The following is a 23,219-nucleotide window of genomic DNA, read 5'->3' as shown; positions in this document are numbered from 1 at the left end:
TAACAGTAGCGCAAAACTAAAAAGAAGTAATACTATGTTTAAAAGTAATGGAATGGAAAAACACGCCGTCCTTATATATGATGACCACCCTATCGTGTGTGAGTCACTTAAAATCATCTTATCCCGAATTAAATCGGTTGATAATATTGTCTGTACTAGCAATTACAAACAGGCTATCAGTATTATCTCTTCACATGAGTTTGATCTATTAATCTTGGACGTCAACTTAGATAGCGCCGATGGATTTCAGTTTTTCCGACGCGCAAAATCTCACGGATACAGTGGAAAAACTGTGTTTTTCTCCTGTAATAGCCAAGACTACTGCTCTAAAGTCGCTTATGAACTGGGAGCAAATGGCTACATAGATAAATCAGAGGGTCAGGACGTTATTATTAACGCCTTGGAAACGGTACTGAGTGGTTATAACTTTTTTAAGTCAAATCAGAGAGATATATCATCTAAGGTGCCCAAACTATCCAATCGGGAGGTGATGGTATTGAACTACTTATTGCAAGGAAAATCGAATAATGACGTGTCGCATATTTTGGGGTTGAGTCCAAAAACAGTGAGTACATATAAGCGAAGAATCTTAGACAAATATGGCGTATCAAGCGTTATTGAGTTAATTGAAGTCAGTAAGCGGGAAGCAATTACTGGTGATTAACCTTTTTCGAGAACAAAAAAATGTGCGCAACGATTATTTGAAATGCCAGTCAGACGACTGGCATTTTTTCGCAGGCAGGAAAGGTTACGCATCTGTCTCAGAAGTGGGCTCTTCTGCACACTCTAAGTCAGCAAATACTTGAGTAGGTTTGGCAACTAAACTGCGCGTTTCCTGATTAACTTCCGTTAACACCACTTCAAGAACATCACCCAAACGGTATGTTAGTTCTTTGTCGACAGAAACTGTGCCCATGTCACCGTTGCAATCCAGACGCTCTTTATTGGCTAAGATGAGGGAACCAGGGATAAAGGCAGCAGCACCATTCTCTAATAAACGAACACGCATGCCTGCACGGTTAATATCAAAGATTTCACCTTGGAATTTGGTCTCTTTTGCTGGCTCTTCCGCCAACGTACGAGCATATAGCCAGTCACCAACGTTACGTTCAGCAATCTTGTGGTGCTTTCTATGAATCGCCAACTCTTCGCCAACGGTTTCATCTGCAACTTGCTCAGGCTCTTTGCCTAAAATATGCGCTTTCAACATACGGTGATTGATCATGTCACCATACTTACGAATTGGTGAGGTCCAAGTCGCATAAATGTCTAAACCCATCGCATAGTGTGGTAACGGCTGATTGCCCATTTCACTGTAACTTTGGAATTTGCGAATGCGGTTGTCCAAGTAACTCGTCTCTTGTTGGCTTAACCAACGACGTAACTCAGCAAATCCTTCCAACGTTGCCACAGACTCTACAGTGAACGGCAAATCGCCTTCTGCATTGACGAACGAGATAACATCTTGGATTTTCTCAGCTTTAAAGCCAGAGTGAGTGTTAAACACACCTGAATTAAATGCCTGCTTCAGTGTACGTCCTGCGCAAATATTGGCGGTAATCATCGCCTCTTCAACCAAACGGTTCGCACTGCGGCGCATATCGGCATGAATCGCGACCACATCGTTGTCTTCGCTGAGTTCAAATCGATAGTCTGGACGATCAGGGAACACCACTGCATTCTGTTCACGCCACTGTGCACGAGCCAACGAAAAGTCGTATAGGTCACGGACAACTTGCGCCGTCACTTCGCTTGGTTGCCACTCACTGGATGAACCAGACTCTAACCAATCAGACACATGGTCGTACACTAGGCGTGCATGAGACTTGATATTGGCGGCAAAGAACTGGATATCATCCGCAATCACACCATCTTGTCCGACGGTCACAGTACAGCAAAGGGCTGGGCGAACTTCATCTTGCATTAATGAACATAATTCATCAGCAAGGTCTCTTGGCAACATTGGGATATTGCGCCCAGGTAAATAGATAGTAAAACCACGTTCGCGTGCCACCTTATCCATTTCACTGTCTGCTGAGATATACGCCGTTGGATCCGCAATAGCGATAGTGAGTTCAAAATCACCGGATTGAGTTCTCTTTGCATACAGAGCATCGTCCATATCTTTGGTAGAAGCGCCATCAATTGTGACAAACGGAATGTGAGTCATATCGATACGTTCTAGATCGGCATCATCTTTAATTTCCCAGTGTTCAATACCAGCAGGTTCACTATTGGGTAAATCATTCTGAGCCAGTGTTACCCACCAAGGTGCGATCTTATCGTCCGCATCGGTGATTTTGTCGCTAATCTCGACAAAGAAACCATTGTCACCTTTTAGCGGGTGGCGAGTTAAATGACCGACGACCCAGTCGCCCTCTTTTAGATCATCGCTTTTAATCCCTTTGCGTGTCTTCGCTTTTAAAGCCAGCTTTTTAAGCTGCGGATGATCAGGGGTGACATTTAGGTTGCCTTTGATCAGTTTCACGCGACCAATAAAACGAGTTAGACTTTGCTCAATCAGCTCCTCAGGTTCCGCTACTTCACGCTCTTTCTCTGTACGGATGATGGCTTTGACTTTGTCACCATGCATACATTTCTTCATATATGGTGGTGGAATAAAGAAGCTCGTTTTACTGTCGACTTCTAAGAAGCCGAAGCCTTTCTCAGTTGCCTTAATCGTGCCTTCTTTCTTAGGAAGCGTTTCTTGAATTTGCTGCTTGAGTTGAGCCAGTAGAGGGTTATCTTGGAACATCTATCTTGTTTTACCGAGTAAGTATCTAACCAAAAAAATTCCGCCCACTATATCACTGCGTCTATAGCCTAGCTAGCGCATAAACATGACAACTTATCGTTTCGCCATTAATTCAATCAGTTACCCTATGCCATAAAATGGTCAGATTTCATGCTATTGGTGTATCGAGATGAGCAAGATATATACTAGATGACTTAATTAAGGGAATAATTGTGATGAAATTCAATTTTTTCTAGCTTTTTTTATGCTTTTAGGGAATAATCCGCCCCCTTATTTACGTCCCTAGTGGCTTGATGCGATTTACGACTTTTCCGCATCTGAATGGAATCAGCTCTCAACTGGATTGGTATTGGAATTGGTAGAGCTCGTGGGACCTTTTGTTGACATATATAAAGTAGGATCCCAATGACAGATTCCGTAATTCAGTTCAGCGACCTAGCGCTTAACGACCCAATTCTTTCAGCTCTTGAAGGTATGGGTTTCGTTTCACCAACTCCAATTCAGGCTGCGGCTATCCCGCACCTATTGGCAGGTAAAGACGCACTAGGTAAAGCTCAGACTGGTACTGGTAAAACTGCGGCTTTCTCTCTACCTCTTCTTAACAAGCTAGACCTAGCACAACGTAAGCCTCAGGCTATCGTTCTTGCGCCAACTCGCGAACTTGCGATTCAGGTAGCGGCTGAAATTAAGAACCTAGGTAAAAACATCGATGGCCTTAAAGTGCTCGAAATCTACGGTGGTGCATCTATCGTTGATCAAATGCGTGCACTTAAGAACGGTGCGCAAATCGTAGTCGGTACTCCTGGCCGTGTTCAAGACCTTATCAACCGTGATCGTCTGCATCTTGACGAAGTTCATACATTCGTACTTGATGAAGCAGACGAAATGTTAAACATGGGCTTTGTTGATGATGTAACAGAGATCATGGAGCACGCTCCAGAATCTGCGCAACGCGTACTATTCTCAGCGACTATGCCTCCAATGCTGAAAAGCATTGTTGAACGTTTCCTTCGTGATCCAGAAACGATTGACGTTGCTGGTAAAAACCACACGGTAGACAAAGTAGAACAACAATTCTGGGTTGTTAAAGGCGTAGAAAAAGACGAAGCGATGTCTCGTCTTCTAGAAACTGAAGAGACTGACGCGTCAATCGTATTCGTACGTACTCGTCAAGACACAGAGCGTCTAGCAGACTGGTTATGTGCACGTGGCTTCAAAGCATCGGCACTACACGGTGATATCCCTCAGTCTCTACGTGAGCGTACTGTTGATCACATCAAACAAGGTGTTATCGATATCCTAGTTGCAACTGACGTTGTTGCACGTGGTCTTGACGTTCCACGTATTACGCACGTATTCAACTACGACATCCCATTCGATGTTGAATCATACATCCACCGTATCGGTCGTACAGGCCGTGCTGGACGTAAAGGTAAAGCAATCCTTCTAGTTCGCACTAACCAGCTACGTATGCTGCGTACTATCGAACGTGTGACTAAATCATCAATGGAAGAGATTCAACTTCCTCACCGTGACAAAGTTGCAGAGTCTCGTCTAGCTAAACTAGGCGCAGAACTAGAAACAGAAAAAGAACACAAAGCACTAGAAAAATTTGCTGAGCTTGTAGAAAAGCTTCAAGAATCTCTAGAACTAGACGCAGCGACATTAGCCGCTATCCTGCTTAAGCGCCAACAAGGTAAACGTCCACTGTTCTACATTGGCGAAGACCCAATGACTGAAGCAATTGAGCGTGACAAGCAACGTCGTAAAGAGCGCCGTGAAGGTGGTCGTGACGGCGGACGCGAAGGTGGTCGCTCATTCAATACTCAAGATTGGGATACTTACCAACTTCAAGTTGGTCGCGAGCAAGGTGTTCAGGTTAAAGATATCGTTGGTGCACTTGCAAACGAGCTGGGGCTGACTAAAGGTTCTATCGGTGCAATCAAACTAGCACAAGGCGAAACTTACGTTCAGCTACCAAAAGCGATGTCTTCTGAAACTGCTGGCAAACTACGTAAGCTACGTATCCGTCAGAAGCAAGTTGACGCTGTAGTCTGTGACTTCAACGATTTCCGTGAGCCACGTCGTAGCGGTCGCGATGGTGGACCTCGTCGTGACGGCGGTTTCCGTGGTAACCGTGAAGGTGGTAATCGTGAAGGCGGCTACCGTGGTAATCGCGAAGGCAACCGTGAAGGTGGCTACCGTGGTAACCGTGAAGGCGGTCGTGATGGCAACCGTGAAGGTGGTCGTGCTCGTCGTGAAGGTGAACGTCGCTTTGACCGTAACCGTGGTGGTGATCACCGTGGTAACTACCGTGGCGAACGTGGTCACGGTCGTAGTACTCGCAGCGAAGGTTAATCTACTGCTTGAATACAAAAAAGGATACGCATTGCGTATCCTTTTTTTATTTGTTAATCATTTAGCATTGTCGCGAAAAACATACTTATCCATCATCGACACCATGCGACCAATTTCTGGTTTAGTAATCGTGTCATTTGCACCTAAGGCCAATGCTTTCGCTCGGTTGTCTTCGCTCATCAGTGACGAAAACATCACAATTGGAATGTTAGCGTAAGCTTCACTATCTCGTAACCGTTTGACCAAGTGCATACCATCCATTCGCGGCATTTCCACGTCAGTCACTACGCCGTCGATCAATTCACTGACTGGTAGATTCTCTTCTTTGGCAACTTCAATCAAATTCATTAATTTGTCGTGTGCCTCACCGCCATCTTTACACGCAATGACGTTGTAACCAGAAGAGCTCAATGTATCTTGAATCATCGAGCGGATGAACGCTGAATCGTCAACCACCATCAGAGTCTTGGCGTTGCGCTTCTTGACCATACGTTGGTTAAGATCCACGCTCTTATCCAAAGTCACATCGTATTTTTCCATACTCAGTTCTGGGTTGATGTCAGCAATGATCTTCTCAAAATCCAATATCATGATGAGATTGCCATCTTTACGAACTACAGCAACCACACAATCTTGTTCACCCGCTTCCAAAAACTGGCTAGGTGACTCGACATCATTCCAAGAGATTCGATGAATGCGGCTAATGCTATCGATTAGAAAACCATTAGTCATATTGTTAAAGTCAGTCACAATAACGAATTTACGTGAGTTGTCATTTGAGGTCGGAACACCAAGCCAACCAGCCAAATCCACCAGTGGTGTTAAGATGTCTCTTGACGAGAACACCCCAACCATATGAGGCTGTGCATTTGGGTAATCTGTCGTATCTGGTACTTGAATTACTTCACGAACCTTAGCGACATTAATCCCGTAATAGCAGGTTTTCTTTCGACCGTCCGGCAACTCTTTGACTAAATGGAACTCGATGATTTCCAGCTCGTTGGTGCCGCTTTCCGTTAAAATCGTACTACTTGATCCGCTCATAATTCTACTTTCAATATTTGCTCATTATTAGTTATCGTCATCAATGACTAATACTTTGATACTTTTTAACTGCAATTCAATATTTTGTAAATCTAATCAGCAGACTGACTTCAAACTTCTTACTATCTGCTAGTTTGACTACAACATTTACTCAACTTGCTGCCAGTGGGATGGCATGTTTAGCCCCAACGCGACAGCTCACTTTTCGAATAGATCGCCTTACCTTGGTTTCCGGTCACAATCGGTATTACGGTTGATGCGCCTTGTACTGCAAGTTGAAGGAAGACGATGGAAATTGGCTCATCGTACAGTTTTAGGAGCATGTAGCTAAGTGCATTGTCGTCACCCAGCATGACGATATCAGGCTTAAACTCTTGATAGGCGGTAAAAGCCTGATCTGATTTCCGTTCAAATTGTTCCATCGGTAGACGTTTAGTGTCCATCTGAAATGTTTCGAACTCAATAGAGGGCAACAACGTTTGCTTTATGCCTTCGATGTAACTCGCATCCCAAGAGTAACCTGAGTGATAACTTTCAATAAGTAGCACTTTGGTTGCTAAGGCTTGTGACGAAAAAATAAGGCAAATGACTATCCAACGCATTGGGCTCTCCTACCGTATTTGTTAAGTGTAGTTGCCCTTCCACAACCTTCCACTTTATGTCGTTAATCACAATCAAATCTCGAGGTCTATACTGAACTTCCTGTAGCCCCGAGATTACAAGGAGAACTCTCGGTAATGATGAACAGCTTACCCGGTGTTTTGACTCAGGTTATTTCTAACTTAATCATCAATAGCATCAATCATGCGTTTAATGAACAACCCAATCCGGAGATAAGTATTGAATTTGAACAAGAGACTTCCGTCAACTGTTGAGTAGCGTGTTTCTGGGTTACTTTATGTTTTGTACGGTTGCCCTTTCAACTAGAGTAGGCTCTAGCTGAACCACTTGTGCGTCCGTTGCGCCTTTTTCAAGTCGATTAAGCAGCGCTTCCACCGCCGCTTTTCCTAAGCGGTATTTTGGCTGATGGATAGTCGTCAGTGATGGGCTCATAAACTTAGCAATATGAATATCATCGTAGCCAATAATTGAAATATCTTCAGGAATACGAATCCCTTTCGCGTTAGCTGCGTTGATCACCCCCATTGCCATCATGTCGTTACAGACAAAAATAGCACTCGGTAATCTGCCTTTCGCAAGCATTTTGTTGAATGCCTCAAACCCGCCTTCACATTCAAAGTCCGCTTCAATGATCCAATTGGCGTTAAAGTCTAAGCCTGATTCATTCAGTGCGCGTTTATACCCTTCATAACGCATTTGGGCTTGGTGTTTGACCAACGGGCCGGTAATACAGCCAATCTCGGTGTGACCTGAATCGATAAGATGTTTTGCCGCCAGATATCCTCCGCGCAAAGAGTTATCCTGAATCTTATCGCTGGTAAACAGCATTGGCCCCCAGTCCATCACTACCACGGGAATATCAGGGTACTGTTCGAAGACTTCGATGCGCTCTCCTTCAAGTGAAGAACACATCAGGATCAAACCGTCGACTCGCTTTTGCAACAAAGTATTGATAGACTCTCGCATTCGCTCATGGTCGCCTTCAGTGTTACACAAGATAAGATTGTAGCCTTGATGATAGCAACTGCGCTCAACACCTTTCACGACCTCACCAAAGAAAGGGTTGGTCGAAGTCGTCACCAACATCCCAATGGTCTTCGTCCTGTTAACTTTGAGACTTCTTGCTAAAGCTGACGGACGGTAGTTAAGTTGTTGAGCCGCACTATTCACCCGCAGAGAGATCTCTTCGCTCACATAGCGTGATTTGTTTATGACGTGGCTAACCGTGGAAGTCGAGACTCCCGCAAGCTTTGCAATATCTTTCATGGTTGCCATGTCATTTTCTCCATCAAATAACGATCTCTACGACTCACTGTGTTCGGCTAAAAATGTATCCACTTCTTCTCTGGTTGGGATTGACGTCTGTGCACCAAACCGAGTTACTGAGATAGCCGCCGCTGCATGAGCAAACTTAATCGCTGATTTTAGAGGTAAATCTTCCAACAGACCAGTGACCAATGCCCCATTAAAGGTATCTCCTGCGGCAGTGGTATCCGTTGCGTCGACTTTAAAGCCCGAGATCAGCTCGCCTCGGCCATTCTCACTCAACCACACACCTTTGGCACCTAAGGTAATCAAAACAATTTCGATGCCCTTACGGTGTAACGCATTTGCGGCTTCTTGCGCACTCTCGTCGTCAGTCACCGTGATGCCTGTTAACACTTCTGCTTCCGTTTCATTCGGCGTAATCACATCAACACAAGCGAGCAGTTGATCAGACAGTTCACGCGCTGGAGCTGGGTTTAAAATCACGTTAGTTGCGGCGCTTTTTGCAACACTGGCTGCTTTTTCGATACCACACATTGGTGTTTCAAGTTGCATCAGTAGGAATCTTGCACCACGGATGCGCTCCAAATCGGATTCAATCGCTTCAGCGGTCAGTTTGGCGTTGGCTTCAGCAGAAATACAGATACTGTTTTCACCACTATCAGAGACTTGAATCATCGCAATGCCAGTTGGGCAGTTTGGCTCCATTTTGACACCAGCGATATTGATGCGATCCATCTTAAAATTTTCTCGGATATTGATACCGAAAGCATCATCCCCAACACAGGCGATAAAACCGGTATCCGCATTAAGACGTGCAGCAGCCACCGCTTGGTTTGCGCCTTTCCCACCGGGAATAACTTGGTAATTACGACCATGAAGCGTCTCGCCAGGGCGAGGAAAAGAAGGCACTTGAAGAACATGGTCAGCGTTAACACTACCTAAAACCACTAACTTATTCATAAGGTAATCCTCGGCTCAATTGAGCCTTGCAAATGTGAACAGGAGTAATAGCGATAAACTTTGCGACAAAGCTCATGGCTATTCGCCCTCCGCACCCTGTTTAGGCGGGAGGGCTAAGCGATATTATTTAGTGATCACTTTTAGCGGTACTGGGATGTACGCTTCAACCGCTGAACCTTTCAGTACTTTATCCGCGGTTTCAACGCCAAGCGCACCGATTAGGTCTGGTTGCTGCGCGATAGTTGCAGACAATTTGCCACGGTTCACCGCTGCAATACCGTCGTCAGTACCATCGAAGCCGACAATCATCACATCTTTACCTGAAGCTTGAACGGCACGTAGCGCACCAAGAGCCATCTCATCGTTCTGAGCGAACACAGCCTGTACGTCTGGGTTAGCCGCGAGTAGGTTTTCCATCACGTTAAGACCTTTAGTACGGTCAAAGTCTGCCGGTTGGCTCGCAAGAACTTCCATTTCGCTGCCTTTAACCGCGTTCATGAAACCTTCGCCACGCTCACGAGCTGCTGATGTACCCGCGATACCTTCAAGCTGGATAACTTTCGCTTTCATACCCACTTTTTCAACGATGAAGTTACCTGCCATTTCGCCACCAACAATGTTGTCTGAGGCAATGTGACTCACAACTTCACCACGGCTAGCACCACGGTCTAGTGTTAGAACAGGGATATTAGAGCGGTTTGCCATACGAATTGCATTCGATACTGCATCAGAATCCGTTGGGTTGATCAGAATCGCTTTTACACCACGAATGGTTAAGTCTTCAATATTTGATAGTTCTTTGCTTGGGTCGTTCTGTGAGTCCAGAACAATCAGGTCGTAACCTAGCTCTTTAGCTTTCGCTTCTGCGCCATCTTTCATCGTTACAAAAAATGGGTTGTTCAGCGTCGACAGTACGATTGCCATCGTGTCCTGTGCTTGCGCCGATACAGAAACGGTTGAAGAAAGTAGTGCTGCAGAGATTAAAGTTGCGAGTTTTTTCATTTTCTCAGTCCTTGTGTAGGGCGAGCCAAGACACGTCACTTGGCTCTATTTAGTTATGATTTACTTGTTTTTGTTGTCGACCAGTACCGCAAGCAAAATAACAACTGCTTTCGCGATCATTTGGTAGTAAGACGAAACATCGAGTAGGTTGAGCGCATTGTTGAGGAAGCCGATGATTAGTGCACCAATCAAGGTTCCCATAATTCTGCCCTTACCTCCCATCAAGCTAGTGCCACCCAATACCACAGCAGCGATAGCGTCTAGCTCATAGCCCATACCCGCAGTCGGTTGAGCAGAAGAGAGTCGAGAAGTCACGATGATGCCTGCCAATGCAGCGAGTAAGCCACAGATGGCGTATACGCCAATTTTTACACGATCAACGTTGATACCAGATAAACGGGTTGCCGATTCGTTACCGCCCAAGGCGTAGACGTAGCGACCAAAACGGGTGTGATTCAGCAGATACCACGCAGCAGCAAACACAATCACCATTAACCAAACCGGTACTGGAATGCCTAGTGCGTAGCCCGCACCAAACCAAGCAAACGCATCCGCCGTATCAGTAAAGCCTGTAGAAATAGGACGACCGTCGGTGTAAACCATAGTGACGCCACGAAGCAAAGTCATGGTTACCAAGGTAGCGATAAACGCCTGCACCTTACCTTTAGCGATAATGACACCACTAATAGCACCCAGTGCGGCACCCGCTAGCAGAGCGGTTGGCACCGCAATCAGGACAGGCACTTCCATTGCGATAAGGCTCGCGGCAAACGCACCGCAAAGTGCCAGTACCGAGCCAACGCTAAGGTCAATACCCGCGGTAAGAATGACCAATGTCATACCGACCGCAATAATTGCATTGACGGACGTTTGGCGCAGAATGTTGAGAATATTGTCAACGGTAAAAAAGTTCGGGTTTAAAAACGATACGACGACAATTAAGAATAGAAGTGCGATCAAAGACTTTTGTTCAATCAACCACTCTTTGCTAAACAGCTTCTTGCCGTTTGTTTGTGTTGGTTTGCTCATGGTATTGGTACTCATGCTGCTTCCTCGTTAATCTTTTTGCCTACGGCACAGGCGAGTAGTTTTTCTTGATCGGCGTCTTTAGCATTGAACTCGCCGCTAATTCGTCCTTCATGCATCACTATGATTCTGTCACTCATACCCAGAACTTCCGGCATCTCTGAAGAGACAAGAATGATGCTCATACCGTCGGCTTTAAACTTATTGATCAGTTGATAGATTTCTTTCTTGGCACCAACGTCTACACCGCGTGTCGGTTCATCCAAAATTAGGACTTTCGGCTTGGTCATTAGGCCTTTCGCAATCGCCACTTTCTGCTGATTACCGCCTGATAAGTTGCCAATGATCTGATCACGTGTCGGTGTTTTGATGTTGAAAAGCTTGATAAAGTCTTCAACGGCAATAATTTCGTCTTGGTGCTGGATTCGACCACCTTTTGCCAGCTTATCGAGCGCACATAAAGACATGTTTTCTTTGACCGAAAGCCCCAGAATCAATCCGTCTCCTTTACGATCTTCAGAGATGTACGCAATCCCATTCGCCAAGCCATCTTGTGGGCTGACTGGGTTGATGGTTTTATTGTCGAGATTGATGACACCTCGTTCACTTGGCAGTGCTCCGTAGATCACCTTCATCAGTTCAGTTCGACCCGCGCCCATAAGACCGGATACACCCAAGATCTCACCGCGTTTGAGCGTGAAGCTCACATCCTGGATGCCTGAACCCGTTAAGCCAATCACTTCAAGGCAGGTTTCACCATGGCGGACATCAATGCGTGGGTATTGTTCATCAAGCTTACGCCCAACCATCATTTCGATTAGGCCATCTTCATCGGTATCCGACACCTGACATTGACCAATGAACTTGCCGTCACGTAAAACGGTAATATCATCGCAAATTTCAAAAATCTCTTTGAGACGATGAGAGATGTAAACAATGCCACATCCTTGAGCGCGTAACTCGTTGATGACATTAAACAGCGACTCTGTTTCAGTATCAGTCAACGCGTCTGTCGGCTCATCCATAATGATGACTTTTGATTCGAACGACAGCGCCTTCGCGATTTCAACCATCTGTTGTTCGCCCAAGCTAAGCTCGCCAAGCAAGGTGCTTGATGGATGTTTAACGTTAAGGCGGCCAAGCAACCGATCGGCTTCTTGGTACATCTTTTGCCACTGAATGCCACCAAACGCGTTGGTAAACTCACGGCCAAGGAAAATGTTTTCGGCAATCGTCAGTTCAGGGATCAGATTCAGCTCTTGGTGAATAATACTGATGCCCGCCTCTTGAGAGTCGCGAGGTCCTTTAAATGCTGCGGTTTGGCCTTGGTATTGAATGGTGCCCGCATCTTTGCTGTAGATACCAGTCAGTACTTTCATCAAGGTCGATTTGCCCGCACCATTCTCTCCCATCAGGGCCATGACGCGCCCAGGGTAGACATTCAGGCTCGCCTTATCTAACGCCTTAACGCCAGGGAATGCTTTCTCGATCGAGCTCAACTGTAGGATAGCTTGAGTCATAACTCTTCCTTACTATTGCGAGGGTTAGAAAACCACGCCCGCTTGAAATATGACGTTTGCATAAGGAGTACACTCGCCCGTACGAACAACTGCTCGGCTCTGTCGGGTACGCGCTTTAAATTCCTCATGTGACACATAGGAAATAGAGATCTCTTTACCGCAACGCACACTCTCTGCAAGTAGCTCAACTTTCAGCGCCTCATGGAGTTCTGGACTAACCGTTGCAAATTCTTGCGCAACCACTACGCCTTCAATTTGAGATTCAGACAACATCACTTTAACGGTTTCCATAAACGACGGAACACCATGTGTCAGGGCTAAATCAATACGCTGAACCTCGTCTGGTATTGGTAATCCTGCGTCACAAATCGTTATCTCATCGGTATGACCTAACGTCGCTACCAAGTACGAAAGCTCAGAATTTATTAGGGTACTTTTCTTCATCTCATCGACCTATCAAATACACGTTTACAAAATGGTGAGTCTTGATTTCACTATCAGATTTGTTATTGAGAAAAAACTCATCGAAACGTTTCGATAGAATAATAGTCGCTCACCTCATAAATTCGAGAGCAAGATAAGTAGAGTGTGAATTTGATCTTCTTTGGCAACCACTATTGTTCGCACAGAGTGATTCAGATCACCTCATCGAAACGTTTCGATAGGCTATTTTCTTTATTTTTTCATTCCCCAAACACCAAACCCGGCCGTTTTAGGTATAGTGACGTCCACTGACAATCTTTGGAAAACAAAATGAAGAAAATCATACTTTCTGTAGTCACTCTTCTTGCACTAAATGCCTGCAAAGCTGAGGTGGGTACTCAAGCGTGGTGTGACGAGATGGCGGACAAACCAAAAAGTGAATGGAACGCTCAAGGTACCGTCGATTACGCTAAACACTGTGTGTTACTCGATGCGGTTGGAAGCGAAGCTTGGTGTAGTGCTCTCGAAGATAAACCAAAAGGTGACTGGAGCGCCAATGAAGCGACCAGTTACGCGAAACATTGCGTATTCTAAACAACAAAGGTCTGGTGTTATCCAGACCTTTGTATTTCATTGATTGAGATGAGATTGTAAAACTAAACGCGCTCTTCTAGCGAAATGTTGTTATTAGCCCATAACAAGGCTTGCAGGCGATTTTTCGCATTGATCTTCTTAAAGATATTATGAAGATGCGTTTTAACCGTATTCTCACTGACGAACAGTTCGTCTGCAATTTGGATATTTGAAGCACCGTGACCAAGTAAACGCATGATCTCTTTCTCACGTTTAGTGAGGTTGGCATAAGCCTGAGACGTGGTCACTGTATTGGCACAGCGGAAATGCTCGATGTAGTCTTGCGCGACTTTTCGCGATAGCCACATCTCATCTCTCATTATTTTTTCCATGCCTTTAAGCAGCAGAGGAACTTCGTCATCAAGGTAAAAGACCCCAACCAAATTGCGCCATTTAAACAGTTGGCTTGAAGACGCATCAATTGGGCAATTGAAAACAATTTCTTTGATCGTAGCATCGCTATGAGATTTGGCGCTGCTATAGTACTCAAACTTGCTATCATCCAAATAGTGGTAATCAATAAGCACTAAGCTATCTAATTGCCCCTGCCCTTCATCCATTGCTTGCAAAGTATCAGCTGTCACTATGCTAACTTGTAATCCCAAACCCTTCTCTAAAGAGTCCTTAAGCAGTTTAGATTGCATGCTTACATCAGAAATCAGAGTAATTTTTTCGTTATCACGGTTAGTCATAATGGGGTCCCTGCACACGTTGTTGATAAATTAAAACTATCGTTTAGAACTAAATAGTCAACATGTTGATTAATCAAGTGAATTAAACTACCGCCATTTAATTCATGGTAATCATGGGCTTAGAACTAATTTCTTATTTTTGAGAACACACCGAGTTATCTGTTAGGCGATTCACAACAGCAAAAAAATTATACCAGAAGAATGACGGTTAACTATGCTGTTGCAGATAAGAAGACTTACGACGCCATAGAGCAATACCACTCAAGATAAGTAGTCCCAACCAACTGTTTGCCCCACCTGAGTCTCCACCCGAGCTATTTGCGTTTATCGAATTGAGGTAACTGATTCGCTGCGCATCGTTGACCGTCACTTTTGGCGTTTCTGAACCATTGAGTACTGAACTTATCCAGGCCCGATGGTCTGACACCTCTGTAAATATTGAATTGGCAATCACACTCATATCACCACAAGTCGTTGGACCAAAACTGGTAATGCCTACCTGCTTGTTGTTCCAGAATAATGGGCCACCGGAATCCCCCTGACAGGTTGCATTATCACGACCATTTTTGCTTGACGCTCCGTCCATGCATAAATTCGCTGACGTATCGACATTGTATAAATCACAGTTCGAATTGCTAACGTAGCGCAGCTGAGTTTCCTGAAGAGCCTCGCTATCGTCATAACCAGACTGGGTATTACCATGACCAACCGCAAAGAAAGGATCACCTGAACTGATACCTCGATAGTTGGTCGCATCGGTACTGCTTGCGAGATCGGCGTAATCGAACACGGCGGTAATAGGCTGGGACAGCTTCAAAATAGCAATATCATTGGCTAAAGTATCGTTGTTGTAGTTGTCTGGGTAATAGTATTCACTCACCATCACTCGCTGTGTGATAGCGTTGGGAAAGTCCGACTCATTCTGAAGTTGGGGAACGACTGAGGTAAACAGCTGGGTATTGGTATCGCCATAAATACAGTGCGCCGCCGTCAGTACATAGTACTGTGTTAACAGCGTGGCACCACAGTACGGCGACGTACCATATATACGATCATAATCAATACGATCGTACATGAGACTCGTAAAAGAGGGATACTTGGTTGCACTAATATCATTACCATTTACTACATATGGCGTAATTTCAACACTGGTATAAGCGCTGGTTACATATAAACTAGAAAGTAAAATGGCTAACTTTCGAATCACGGCTCGCTCTCCATAGCACTTGGGTACTATATAAGTATAAAAAAACCTCTCAGAATTGAGAGGTTTTATCACAAGAATTTATTTTGGTCACGAAATGTTAACCTCGGTAATACCTTTGCGGAACAAATGGCATTTTTTCAACAGTCATTGGTAGCTTCTTACCACGTACATCTGCAAACAGTTCTGTGCCAATAGCAGCAAGGTCTGCACGCACATAAGCCATAGAAACTGGCTTACCCGCATTAGGACCAGCAGTACCACTCGTCACGACACCCACTTGATTATCCTGAGCGTCAAACAGCTCTGTACCTTCACGAACTGGCGCTTTAGTTTGACCAACTAGACCAACACGCTTGCGAGAAACATCTTTATTTTCAATTTGGTTTAGAATGATATCTGCACCAGGGAAGCCGCCTTCGCGCTCACCACCGATGCGACGAACCTTCTGAATACCCCAAAGTAGGCTTGCTTCTACTGGAGATGTAGTTGCATCAAGATCATGACCGTATAAGCATAAACCACACTCTAAACGAAGTGAGTCACGTGCACCGAGACCAATCCACTCAACTTCTTCTTCGTTTGTCAGCTTTTGCGCCAGCTCTTGAGCATGGGTGTTCGGTACCGAGATTTCATAACCATCTTCACCCGTGTAACCACTGCGGCTCACGATACACTCTACGCCAAGAATCTCTAGCTTCTTCACATCCATAAAAAGCATATCGGCAACTTGTGGGTTGAATCGCTTGAGAACGTCTACAGCCTTAGGGCCTTGAAGCGCAAGAAGAGCACGATCATCAATCACTTCCAGCTCTACGCCAGACGGTAGGTGCGCTTCCAGATGGTCAATATCCTGTTGCTTACATGCCGCATTGACAACAACAAATAGATGATCGCCTAAGTTAGCCACCATCAAATCATCCATAATGCCGCCCTGTTCATTGGTAAAGAACGCGTAGCGCTGGTTGCCAGAAGGCAGATCGATAATATCAACAGGAACCAGTGACTCAAGAAACGCCGCTGCGCCCTCACCATGAAGACGAAGCTGTCCCATATGCGACACATCAAACAGGCCTGCCTCATCACGCGTGTGTAGATGCTCTTTTTTAACACCAAGTTTGTACTGAACTGGCATATCATAACCAGCGAAAGGTACCATCTTTGCGCCAGCTTCAACGTGCAGTGCGTGCAAAGGTGTTTTGAGTAGTTCTTGAGTCATTGTTGTCTCCATTTAGTCAGGTTCGTTTTCCATTCAAGGAAACCTTGTTTCCAATAATAAACACGAGTAGATAGAATTTGCACGATTAACAAGATCAGAACCGTTCAAAATGTGACATTTAACATCATATTCACAATAAAGACTGAAAATAAAAACGCCACCTTGACGAACAAATCGTCAAGATGGCGGTATTGTATTCATGTTTAACCCAAAAGCAACCGTTTGCATTCACTATAAGAAATTAACAAACCGTTCACGTTACTTTGCAGTAACCCACAAAATGTGCGCGTCTTGCTCACTGGTTGAGACCAACATATGCCCCATATTGGCATCATAATAGACGCTATCACCTGCATGCATTTCTACTGGTTCATAGAATTCGGAATAGAACATTACTGAACCAGATAAAATCAGTAGAAACTCCTCTCCGTCATGTCGCACCCAATCGGTGTACTCATCAAAGCTTCGAGCGTGGACCTGACTCTTAAATGGCATCATTTTCTTGTTAGATAGTTGCGTAGCCAGAAGCTCATGCTCATAGGTAGGTGTAGGATGCGGTTTACCCTGATTTGCCTTGGTAATATCCCTACGCCCTGTCGCCACCTTTTTTCTAGGCGGTTCAAACAGTTGCGGCATATCTATCTGCAATCCAGATGCCAATTTCTGCATCGCTTGGAAGGTTGGAGAGATCTGCTCATTCTCGATTTTACTTAACGTCGAACGCGCCAACCCTGTACGCTGACTCGCCTCTTCTAATGTAATGCCCAACTTGCCACGAATATCTTTAATTCGCTGCCCCAGTTTTAGCGGTTCAATGTTTTCTTCAGCCTCTTTGGCCAGAGTCAAAGATGGATAATCATCAAAGATATCTTCGGGCATATTTCCCTCTTAATTTCTACTACTTCCTGTCTCATTTTTCATTGTGCACGAAGCGTAAAGTGGAAGAAAGGTTCGAATGAGAAATAAACCGTGCTCTTGTTAACAAAAATAGAAACCTTGTTTCCAATAGGAAATTTTTGGTTGATTGTTCCTTTCACAACCGTTATGTTACCAACTTGTTAGTTGTAGAGATGTTATTTCGGAAGCCAAATGTTGAGGAATTTAACCCTTGGTTTCAGTTTTCCCCGCTATTTTGGGGTATGGAAATTCACCCTGCTCGTGCAGAGTAATGAGCAGACAAAGAAGTAGAACTGACGAGAACCAATTAGCGTATATAAAAATCTCGTTGGCACGAATGGAAGGTCATCTACCATGAACAAACCGTTTCAAAATCATAGCCTAGAGAACTTTTTCTCTACTAACCTTGCTGCTACTGATGATGCTGTATTCGCTGGCATCCAAGCCGAGTTCACTCGTCAAAACGAACAAATTGAGCTTATCGCTTCTGAGAACATTGTTTCTAAAGCGGTAATGCAAGCACAAGGAACGTGTTTAACAAACAAATACGCAGAAGGTTATCCAGGCCGCCGCTATTACGGTGGTTGTGAACACGTAGATACGGTTGAGTCTATCGCTATTGAACGCGCAAAACAGTTGTTCAAGTGTGAATATGTCAACGTTCAGCCTCACTCTGGCGCTCAAGCAAACGGTGCGGTAAAACTGGCTCTACTTCAACCTGGTGATACCATCCTAGGTATGTCTCTAGACGCAGGTGGTCACCTGACTCACGGTGCTCGCCCTGCACTTTCAGGCAAATGGTTCAACGCAGTACAGTATGGCGTTGACCGTGAAACACTTGAAATCAACTATGAAGATGTTCGCGCATTAGCGGTTGAACACAAGCCTAAAATGATTATTGCAGGCGGTAGTGCGATTCCACGCACGATTGATTTCGCTAAGTTCCGCGAAATCGCAGACGAAGTGGATGCAATCCTAATGGTCGATATGGCACACATTGCTGGCCTAATCGCAACGGGCGCTCACCCTAGCCCACTACCGCATGCACACGTGGTGACGACCACAACTCATAAAACACTACGTGGTCCTCGCGGCGGCATGATTCTGACCAACCACGAAGAGATCATCAAAAAGATCAACTCAGCCGTTTTCCCTGGTCTACAAGGCGGCCCACTAATGCACGTAATCGCAGCTAAAGCAGTCGCATTTGGTGAAGCGTTAGGTCCTGAATTTTCAACTTATATTGATTCAGTGATCGACAACGCAAAAGTTCTTGCGGAAGTATTGCAAACTCGCGGTTGTGACATTGTGACTGGTGGTACAGATACGCACCTGATGTTGGTTGACCTACGTCCTAAAGGACTGAAAGGCAACAAAGCAGAAGAAGCCCTAGAACGTGCTGGGATCACATGTAACAAAAATGGCATCCCATTCGACTCAGAGAAGCCTATGATTACATCGGGCATCCGTTTGGGTACGCCTGCAGGAACAAGCCGAGGCTTTGGCGCTGAAGAATTCAAACTCATCGGTAACTGGATTGGCGATGTACTAGACGGGTTGGTTGATAACCCAGAAGGCAACGCTGAAGTAGAGCAACGTGTTCGCAAAGAAGTGAAAACACTCTGCGCTCGCTTCCCACTTTACCAATAAACAATTTAATACAGTTATTTTTGGAGAATAAGCAATGGACAACACACTGAAGTTTGCAGACAGCCATGAATGGGTTCGTGACAACGGTGATGGCACAGTAACTATCGGTATTTCGGAGCACGCACAAGAGATGCTAGGCGACGTTGTATTCGTAGACTTGCCTGCTGTTGAAGACGAAATCGAAGCAGGCGACAGCTTCTCACTTGTTGAGTCTGTAAAAGCAGCGTCGGACATTTACGCCCCAATCACGGGCGAAATCGTTGAAATCAATGAAGATCTAGAAGACAGCCCAGAGCTTATTAACGAAGAACCTTATGAAGGCGGCTGGATTGTTAAAGTGAAGATGTCTGATCCATCAGAGCTAGACAATCTAAAAGACGCAGAAGAGTACCTAAACTCAATCGAAGACGAGTAATTAGGAATACAGCAAAGCTGCCCCGTTTAGGTGGCAGCTTTTTTTCAACGTTCGGACGTATAATCAATATTATCAGCAATGCTGTAATCCGTTACCCGAATGATGGAGTAGGTAAAGGACAATGACTGAATTACTTCAAAGCCTCAGCACACAAAATGAGTTCGTTGCACGCCACAATGGACCAAACAAATCTGACCAACAAAAAATGTTGGAAGCGATCAACGTAGCGAATCTAGACACATTGATCGAAGAGACGGTTCCAGCGCAAATTCGCCTAGAAAAGCCAATGACGCTTGCAGAAGCAAAAAGCGAAGCAGACATGCTGGTTGCCATGCGCGAATTTGCTAACCTTAACCAAATTAAGCGTACCTTTATTGGTCAAGGTTACTACAACACTTTCACACCAAACGTAATTTTACGTAACGTGCTAGAAAACCCAGGTTGGTACACTGCGTACACGCCATACCAACCTGAGATTTCTCAAGGTCGTCTTGAAGCACTGCTTAACTACCAGCAGATGGTCATGGATCTTACTGCAATGGACATTGCGAACGCATCACTGCTTGACGAAGCAACAGCAGCCGGCGAAGCAATGACTCTGTGTAAGCGTGCAGGTAAGAGCAAGAGCAACGTTTTCTTCGTTGCTGATGACGTTCATCCACAAACGCTTGAAGTCGTCAAAACTCGTGCTAAATACATCGGTTTCGATGTTCAAGTTGGCGCAGTTGAAACACTGGCTGACCAAGACGTGTTCGGTGCATTACTTCAGTACCCAGGCACAACGGGTGAAGTTCGTGATCTGACTGACATCATCACTAAAGCACATGAAAACAAAATTCTAGTAACGGTCGCAACCGACCTACTCGCCTCAGCTCTTATTAAACCTGCGGGTGAAATGGGCGCTGATGTAGTAATCGGTAGTGCTCAACGCTTCGGCGTACCAATGGGCTACGGTGGCCCACACGCTGCATTCATGGCAACACGTGACCAACATAAACGTACGATGCCTGGCCGTGTTATCGGTGTTTCTATCGATGCCAACGGCAACCAAGCGCTACGTATGGCAATGCAGACTCGTGAACAACACATCCGTCGTGAAAAAGCGACCTCGAACATCTGTACTGCACAGGCTTTGCTAGCGAATATGGCCTCTTTCTACGCCGTTTACCACGGAGCAGAAGGTCTGCGTACTATCGCGCGCCGTACTCACCACATGACAGCGATCCTTGCGGCCGGCCTTAACAAATCCGGCTTTGAACTGGCTCACAACAGTTTCTTTGACACCATCACTATCAACTCGGCAGACAAAACAGACGAGCTATACGCGAAAGCGCAAGCCGCTGACATCAACCTGCGCAAGCTTGATGGTAAGTTAGGCATCAGCTTCGACGAAACAACAACCACGTCGGATATCGAAGCACTATTTGCAGTATTTGCAGTATTTGCAGTTAGCCAAGATGTGAATACCCTTTCTTCAGAAATTGCTAGCAACGAGTTTGCCGCGATTCCAGAAGCATTGCGTCGTACATCTAAGTACTTGACTCACCCTGTGTTCAACACGCACCACAGCGAAACGCAAATGATGCGTTACCTGAAGCAACTTGAGAACAAAGACTTCTCGCTAACACACGGTATGATCCCACTAGGCAGTTGTACAATGAAGCTTAATGCTGCTGCTGAAATGATCCCAGTGACATGGCCTGAATTTGGCTCAATTCACCCATTCGCACCAATGGATCAAGCCGCAGGCTACTCAGCTCTAGCTAAAGACCTAAAAGAGAAGCTATGTGAAATCACAGGCTACGACGCGTTCTCACTTCAGCCAAACTCTGGTGCATCAGGTGAATACGCAGGTCTTATCGCGATTCAGCGCTACCACGAAAGCCGTGGCGAAGGGCACCGTAATGTGTGCCTGATCCCTAGCTCAGCACATGGTACTAACCCTGCGACTGCGTCTATGGTGTCAATGAAGGTCGTCGTTGTTAAGTGTGATGACGAAGGCAACATCGATATGGCCGACCTAGCCGCTAAAATCGAAAAGCACGCAGAAAACCTATCAAGCATCATGATCACCTACCCTTCGACGCACGGTGTGTATGAAGAGCAAGTGAAAGAAGTATGTGAAATGGTTCATGCGGCTGGCGGTCAGGTTTACCTAGACGGTGCCAACATGAACGCACAGGTGGGCTTAACGTCTCCAGGCTTTATCGGCTCAGATGTTTCACACCTGAACCTACACAAAACGTTCTGTATCCCACACGGTGGCGGTGGTCCTGGTATGGGTCCTATCGGTGTTAAATCACACCTAGCACCTTTCCTACCTGGTCACATCGAAAATGGTGTTGAAGGCAACGACTACGCGGTATCTGCTGCGGATCTAGGTAGTGCTTCAATCCTGCCAATCTCTTGGGCTTACATCGCGATGATGGGTGAAGCGGGTCTAACAGAAGCAACAAAAGTCGCGATTCTAAACGCAAACTACGTGATGGAGCGTCTACGCCCTCACTACCCTGTACTTTACCGTGGTACTAACGGCCGCGTTGCTCACGAATGTATTATCGACATTCGTCCGCTTAAAGAAGAAACAGGCATCAGCGAAGAAGATATCGCTAAACGTCTTATGGACTACGGATTCCACGCGCCAACGATGTCGTTCCCTGTTGCGGGTACACTGATGGTTGAGCCAACAGAATCTGAAGACCTAGAAGAACTTGACCGCTTCTGTGATGCCATGATTGCTATCCGTGAAGAGATGGACAAAGTCAAAAATGGTGAGTGGCCACTAGACAATAACCCTCTAGTGAAAGCGCCTCACACTCAAGTTGACCTGTCGAAAGACGAATGGGACCGCCCTTACTCGCGTGAGCTAGGCTGCTTCCCATCACCTGCGACTAAGAGCTGGAAGTACTGGCCAACTGTTAACCGTGTAGACAATGTCTACGGTGACCGTAACCTAATCTGCTCTTGTCCAAGTATCGACAATTACGAAGATTAATTATCTCGTTGATCACAGATAACCAAGTTGGAAACTAACTTGAATAAAAAGGCGAACCGTTTGGTTCGCCTTTTCTTTGGGGGGCGTTGTAGCTCATATGAACAACCAACTTAATAGCGTTAACTTAACTACCATACCGTCCTTAAAGCTGACTGGTTGGTCGGTAAGGATTTCCATTGATCGTTTAGTGTCCACTTTTAGAAATTAGATACAAGTGTTTCCTCGCTCTAGACGAAATCACATAAAGTATGTCTCCTCGCAACCTAGTCCTGATGTGACCTACTACAATCGATAATGTCATTCCAATGCGGGACGAGCATCAGGGTTACCTAAGCCTCACATTTCTCTCTTGCATACGCTGAAAAATGTCCCAAGCAGTCCTGATTCGATAGATGCATTTAGAACTAACTATAAGCGCAATAAAATCACGTTATTCAAGTCAGCATTTACTTAAAATTCACACTGTAAGATGCTCGTTCCGCCTCTGTGTTTTGTACAAAAAAAACACGCTAAATTGCCAGTTGCATATGTTAATA

General features: G+C 45.4%; 20 protein-coding genes. 7 read left to right on the top strand and 13 right to left on the bottom strand.

Annotated features, from left to right (window positions below):
• Positions 1-34: 34 nt before the first annotated feature.
• Entirely contained in the window at positions 35-664 is a 630-nt protein-coding gene (locus ACQEXT_RS13725; RefSeq protein ID WP_138973187.1) for a response regulator transcription factor, read from the top strand.
• 84 nt (positions 665-748) lie between these two features.
• On the opposite strand, the gene rnb is transcribed toward ACQEXT_RS13725, so the two are convergent.
• Entirely contained in the window at positions 749-2,755 is a 2,007-nt protein-coding gene (gene rnb, locus ACQEXT_RS13720; RefSeq protein WP_426952544.1) for an exoribonuclease II, read from the bottom strand.
• A gap of 405 nt (positions 2,756-3,160) precedes the next feature.
• On the opposite strand from rnb, the gene ACQEXT_RS13715 reads away from it, so the two are divergent.
• Entirely contained in the window at positions 3,161-5,113 is a 1,953-nt protein-coding gene (locus ACQEXT_RS13715) for a DEAD/DEAH box helicase (RefSeq protein WP_426952542.1), read from the top strand.
• Positions 5,114-5,170: 57 nt separating this feature from the next.
• Here the strand turns inward: ACQEXT_RS13715 and ACQEXT_RS13710 are convergent, their stop codons facing one another.
• A complete protein-coding gene (locus ACQEXT_RS13710) occupies positions 5,171-6,157 on the bottom strand; it encodes a chemotaxis protein (protein ID WP_138973184.1) in 987 nt (328 codons plus the stop codon).
• A gap of 179 nt (positions 6,158-6,336) precedes the next feature.
• Positions 6,337-6,759 (bottom strand): hypothetical protein, encoded by a 423-nt coding sequence (locus ACQEXT_RS13705; RefSeq protein WP_331417489.1) that lies wholly within the window; start codon positions 6,757-6,759, stop codon positions 6,337-6,339.
• Positions 6,760-6,894: 135 nt separating this feature from the next.
• On the opposite strand from ACQEXT_RS13705, the gene ACQEXT_RS13700 reads away from it, so the two are divergent.
• Positions 6,895-7,032 (top strand): hypothetical protein, encoded by a 138-nt coding sequence (locus ACQEXT_RS13700; protein ID WP_331417490.1) that lies wholly within the window; start codon positions 6,895-6,897, stop codon positions 7,030-7,032.
• A 16-nt stretch (positions 7,033-7,048) separates the two neighbouring features.
• Here ACQEXT_RS13700 and ACQEXT_RS13695 read toward each other — a convergent pair whose 3' ends face one another.
• The 6 genes from ACQEXT_RS13695 to rbsD all read right to left on the bottom strand — a co-directional run bounded on the left by ACQEXT_RS13695 (position 7,049) and on the right by rbsD (position 12,999).
• Positions 7,049-8,053 carry a substrate-binding domain-containing protein gene (locus ACQEXT_RS13695; protein WP_426952538.1) on the bottom strand — a complete coding sequence of 335 codons (1,005 nt, stop codon included), beginning with the start codon at positions 8,051-8,053 and terminating at the stop codon, positions 7,049-7,051.
• A gap of 27 nt (positions 8,054-8,080) precedes the next feature.
• Positions 8,081-9,007 (bottom strand): ribokinase, encoded by a 927-nt coding sequence (gene rbsK, locus ACQEXT_RS13690; protein ID WP_331417492.1) that lies wholly within the window; start codon positions 9,005-9,007, stop codon positions 8,081-8,083.
• 123 nt (positions 9,008-9,130) lie between these two features.
• On the bottom strand, positions 9,131-10,009 hold the full coding sequence (gene rbsB / locus ACQEXT_RS13685; RefSeq protein WP_331427631.1) for a ribose ABC transporter substrate-binding protein RbsB: 879 nt from the start codon (positions 10,007-10,009) through the stop codon (positions 9,131-9,133).
• Between the two features lie 60 nt (positions 10,010-10,069).
• Positions 10,070-11,053 carry a ribose ABC transporter permease gene (gene rbsC, locus ACQEXT_RS13680; RefSeq protein WP_426952535.1) on the bottom strand — a complete coding sequence of 328 codons (984 nt, stop codon included), beginning with the start codon at positions 11,051-11,053 and terminating at the stop codon, positions 10,070-10,072.
• Positions 11,050-12,555, bottom strand: coding sequence for a ribose ABC transporter ATP-binding protein RbsA (gene rbsA, locus ACQEXT_RS13675; protein WP_331417494.1), 1,506 nt, complete (start codon positions 12,553-12,555; stop codon positions 11,050-11,052). The genes rbsC and rbsA overlap by 4 nt, the downstream gene beginning before the upstream one ends.
• Before the next feature lie 24 nt (positions 12,556-12,579).
• Complete coding sequence (gene rbsD / locus ACQEXT_RS13670) at positions 12,580-12,999, bottom strand: D-ribose pyranase (RefSeq protein ID WP_138973177.1); 420 nt, start codon at positions 12,997-12,999, stop codon at positions 12,580-12,582.
• Between the two features lie 309 nt (positions 13,000-13,308).
• On the opposite strand from rbsD, the gene ACQEXT_RS13665 reads away from it, so the two are divergent.
• Positions 13,309-13,572, top strand: coding sequence for a DUF3012 domain-containing protein (locus tag ACQEXT_RS13665; protein ID WP_331417496.1), 264 nt, complete (start codon positions 13,309-13,311; stop codon positions 13,570-13,572).
• A gap of 62 nt (positions 13,573-13,634) precedes the next feature.
• Here the strand turns inward: ACQEXT_RS13665 and ACQEXT_RS13660 are convergent, their stop codons facing one another.
• From ACQEXT_RS13660 to ACQEXT_RS13645, 4 genes are all read right to left on the bottom strand, one after another.
• Positions 13,635-14,303: a LuxR C-terminal-related transcriptional regulator gene (locus ACQEXT_RS13660; RefSeq protein WP_426952532.1), complete on the bottom strand. Its 669-nt coding sequence runs from the start codon at positions 14,301-14,303 to the stop codon at positions 13,635-13,637.
• 208 nt (positions 14,304-14,511) lie between these two features.
• Positions 14,512-15,507, bottom strand: a complete 996-nt coding sequence (locus ACQEXT_RS13655; RefSeq protein WP_426952581.1) for a trypsin-like serine protease — start codon at positions 15,505-15,507, stop codon at positions 14,512-14,514.
• A gap of 100 nt (positions 15,508-15,607) precedes the next feature.
• Complete coding sequence (gene gcvT, locus ACQEXT_RS13650) at positions 15,608-16,726, bottom strand: glycine cleavage system aminomethyltransferase GcvT (protein WP_331417498.1); 1,119 nt, start codon at positions 16,724-16,726, stop codon at positions 15,608-15,610.
• A gap of 258 nt (positions 16,727-16,984) precedes the next feature.
• Positions 16,985-17,605, bottom strand: a complete 621-nt coding sequence (locus ACQEXT_RS13645) for a helix-turn-helix domain-containing protein (RefSeq protein WP_138973173.1) — start codon at positions 17,603-17,605, stop codon at positions 16,985-16,987.
• A gap of 372 nt (positions 17,606-17,977) precedes the next feature.
• Here ACQEXT_RS13645 and ACQEXT_RS13640 point away from each other — a divergent pair, with 372 nt between their 5' ends.
• The 3 genes from ACQEXT_RS13640 to gcvP all read left to right on the top strand — a co-directional run bounded on the left by ACQEXT_RS13640 (position 17,978) and on the right by gcvP (position 22,683).
• Positions 17,978-19,273, top strand: a complete 1,296-nt coding sequence (locus ACQEXT_RS13640; protein WP_331427635.1) for a serine hydroxymethyltransferase — start codon at positions 17,978-17,980, stop codon at positions 19,271-19,273.
• A 34-nt stretch (positions 19,274-19,307) separates the two neighbouring features.
• Positions 19,308-19,688: a glycine cleavage system protein GcvH gene (gene gcvH, locus ACQEXT_RS13635; RefSeq protein ID WP_138973171.1), complete on the top strand. Its 381-nt coding sequence runs from the start codon at positions 19,308-19,310 to the stop codon at positions 19,686-19,688.
• A 121-nt stretch (positions 19,689-19,809) separates the two neighbouring features.
• Positions 19,810-22,683 (top strand): aminomethyl-transferring glycine dehydrogenase, encoded by a 2,874-nt coding sequence (gene gcvP, locus ACQEXT_RS13630; RefSeq protein ID WP_426952529.1) that lies wholly within the window; start codon positions 19,810-19,812, stop codon positions 22,681-22,683.
• The last annotated feature ends 536 nt before the right edge of the window (positions 22,684-23,219 follow it).

Origin of the sequence: Vibrio sp. TRT 29B02 (assembly GCF_050113655.1) — a bacterium.
Classification (GTDB): domain Bacteria; phylum Pseudomonadota; class Gammaproteobacteria; order Enterobacterales; family Vibrionaceae; genus Vibrio.
The sequence above is the reverse complement of the archived record's forward strand: the minus strand, read 5'-3'. Positions and strand labels throughout refer to the sequence as shown.

Excerpts from the sequence above, each read along its gene's own strand:
- ACQEXT_RS13725 (WP_138973187.1), top strand. The coding sequence starts at position 35 with ATGTTTAAAAGTAATGGAATGGAAAAACACGCCGTCCTTATATATGAT.
- rnb (WP_426952544.1), bottom strand. The coding sequence starts at position 2,755 with ATGTTCCAAGATAACCCTCTACTGGCTCAACTCAAGCAGCAAATTCAA.
- ACQEXT_RS13715 (WP_426952542.1), top strand. The coding sequence starts at position 3,161 with ATGACAGATTCCGTAATTCAGTTCAGCGACCTAGCGCTTAACGACCCA.
- ACQEXT_RS13710 (WP_138973184.1), bottom strand. The coding sequence starts at position 6,157 with ATGAGCGGATCAAGTAGTACGATTTTAACGGAAAGCGGCACCAACGAG.
- ACQEXT_RS13705 (WP_331417489.1), bottom strand. The coding sequence starts at position 6,759 with ATGCGTTGGATAGTCATTTGCCTTATTTTTTCGTCACAAGCCTTAGCA.
- ACQEXT_RS13700 (WP_331417490.1), top strand. The coding sequence starts at position 6,895 with ATGATGAACAGCTTACCCGGTGTTTTGACTCAGGTTATTTCTAACTTA.
- ACQEXT_RS13695 (WP_426952538.1), bottom strand. The coding sequence starts at position 8,053 with ATGGCAACCATGAAAGATATTGCAAAGCTTGCGGGAGTCTCGACTTCC.
- rbsK (WP_331417492.1), bottom strand. The coding sequence starts at position 9,007 with ATGAATAAGTTAGTGGTTTTAGGTAGTGTTAACGCTGACCATGTTCTT.
- rbsB (WP_331427631.1), bottom strand. The coding sequence starts at position 10,009 with ATGAAAAAACTCGCAACTTTAATCTCTGCAGCACTACTTTCTTCAACC.
- rbsC (WP_426952535.1), bottom strand. The coding sequence starts at position 11,053 with ATGAGTACCAATACCATGAGCAAACCAACACAAACAAACGGCAAGAAG.
- rbsA (WP_331417494.1), bottom strand. The coding sequence starts at position 12,555 with ATGACTCAAGCTATCCTACAGTTGAGCTCGATCGAGAAAGCATTCCCT.
- rbsD (WP_138973177.1), bottom strand. The coding sequence starts at position 12,999 with ATGAAGAAAAGTACCCTAATAAATTCTGAGCTTTCGTACTTGGTAGCG.
- ACQEXT_RS13665 (WP_331417496.1), top strand. The coding sequence starts at position 13,309 with ATGAAGAAAATCATACTTTCTGTAGTCACTCTTCTTGCACTAAATGCC.
- ACQEXT_RS13660 (WP_426952532.1), bottom strand. The coding sequence starts at position 14,303 with ATGACTAACCGTGATAACGAAAAAATTACTCTGATTTCTGATGTAAGC.
- gcvT (WP_331417498.1), bottom strand. The coding sequence starts at position 16,726 with ATGACTCAAGAACTACTCAAAACACCTTTGCACGCACTGCACGTTGAA.
- ACQEXT_RS13645 (WP_138973173.1), bottom strand. The coding sequence starts at position 17,605 with ATGCCCGAAGATATCTTTGATGATTATCCATCTTTGACTCTGGCCAAA.
- ACQEXT_RS13640 (WP_331427635.1), top strand. The coding sequence starts at position 17,978 with ATGAACAAACCGTTTCAAAATCATAGCCTAGAGAACTTTTTCTCTACT.
- gcvH (WP_138973171.1), top strand. The coding sequence starts at position 19,308 with ATGGACAACACACTGAAGTTTGCAGACAGCCATGAATGGGTTCGTGAC.
- gcvP (WP_426952529.1), top strand. The coding sequence starts at position 19,810 with ATGACTGAATTACTTCAAAGCCTCAGCACACAAAATGAGTTCGTTGCA.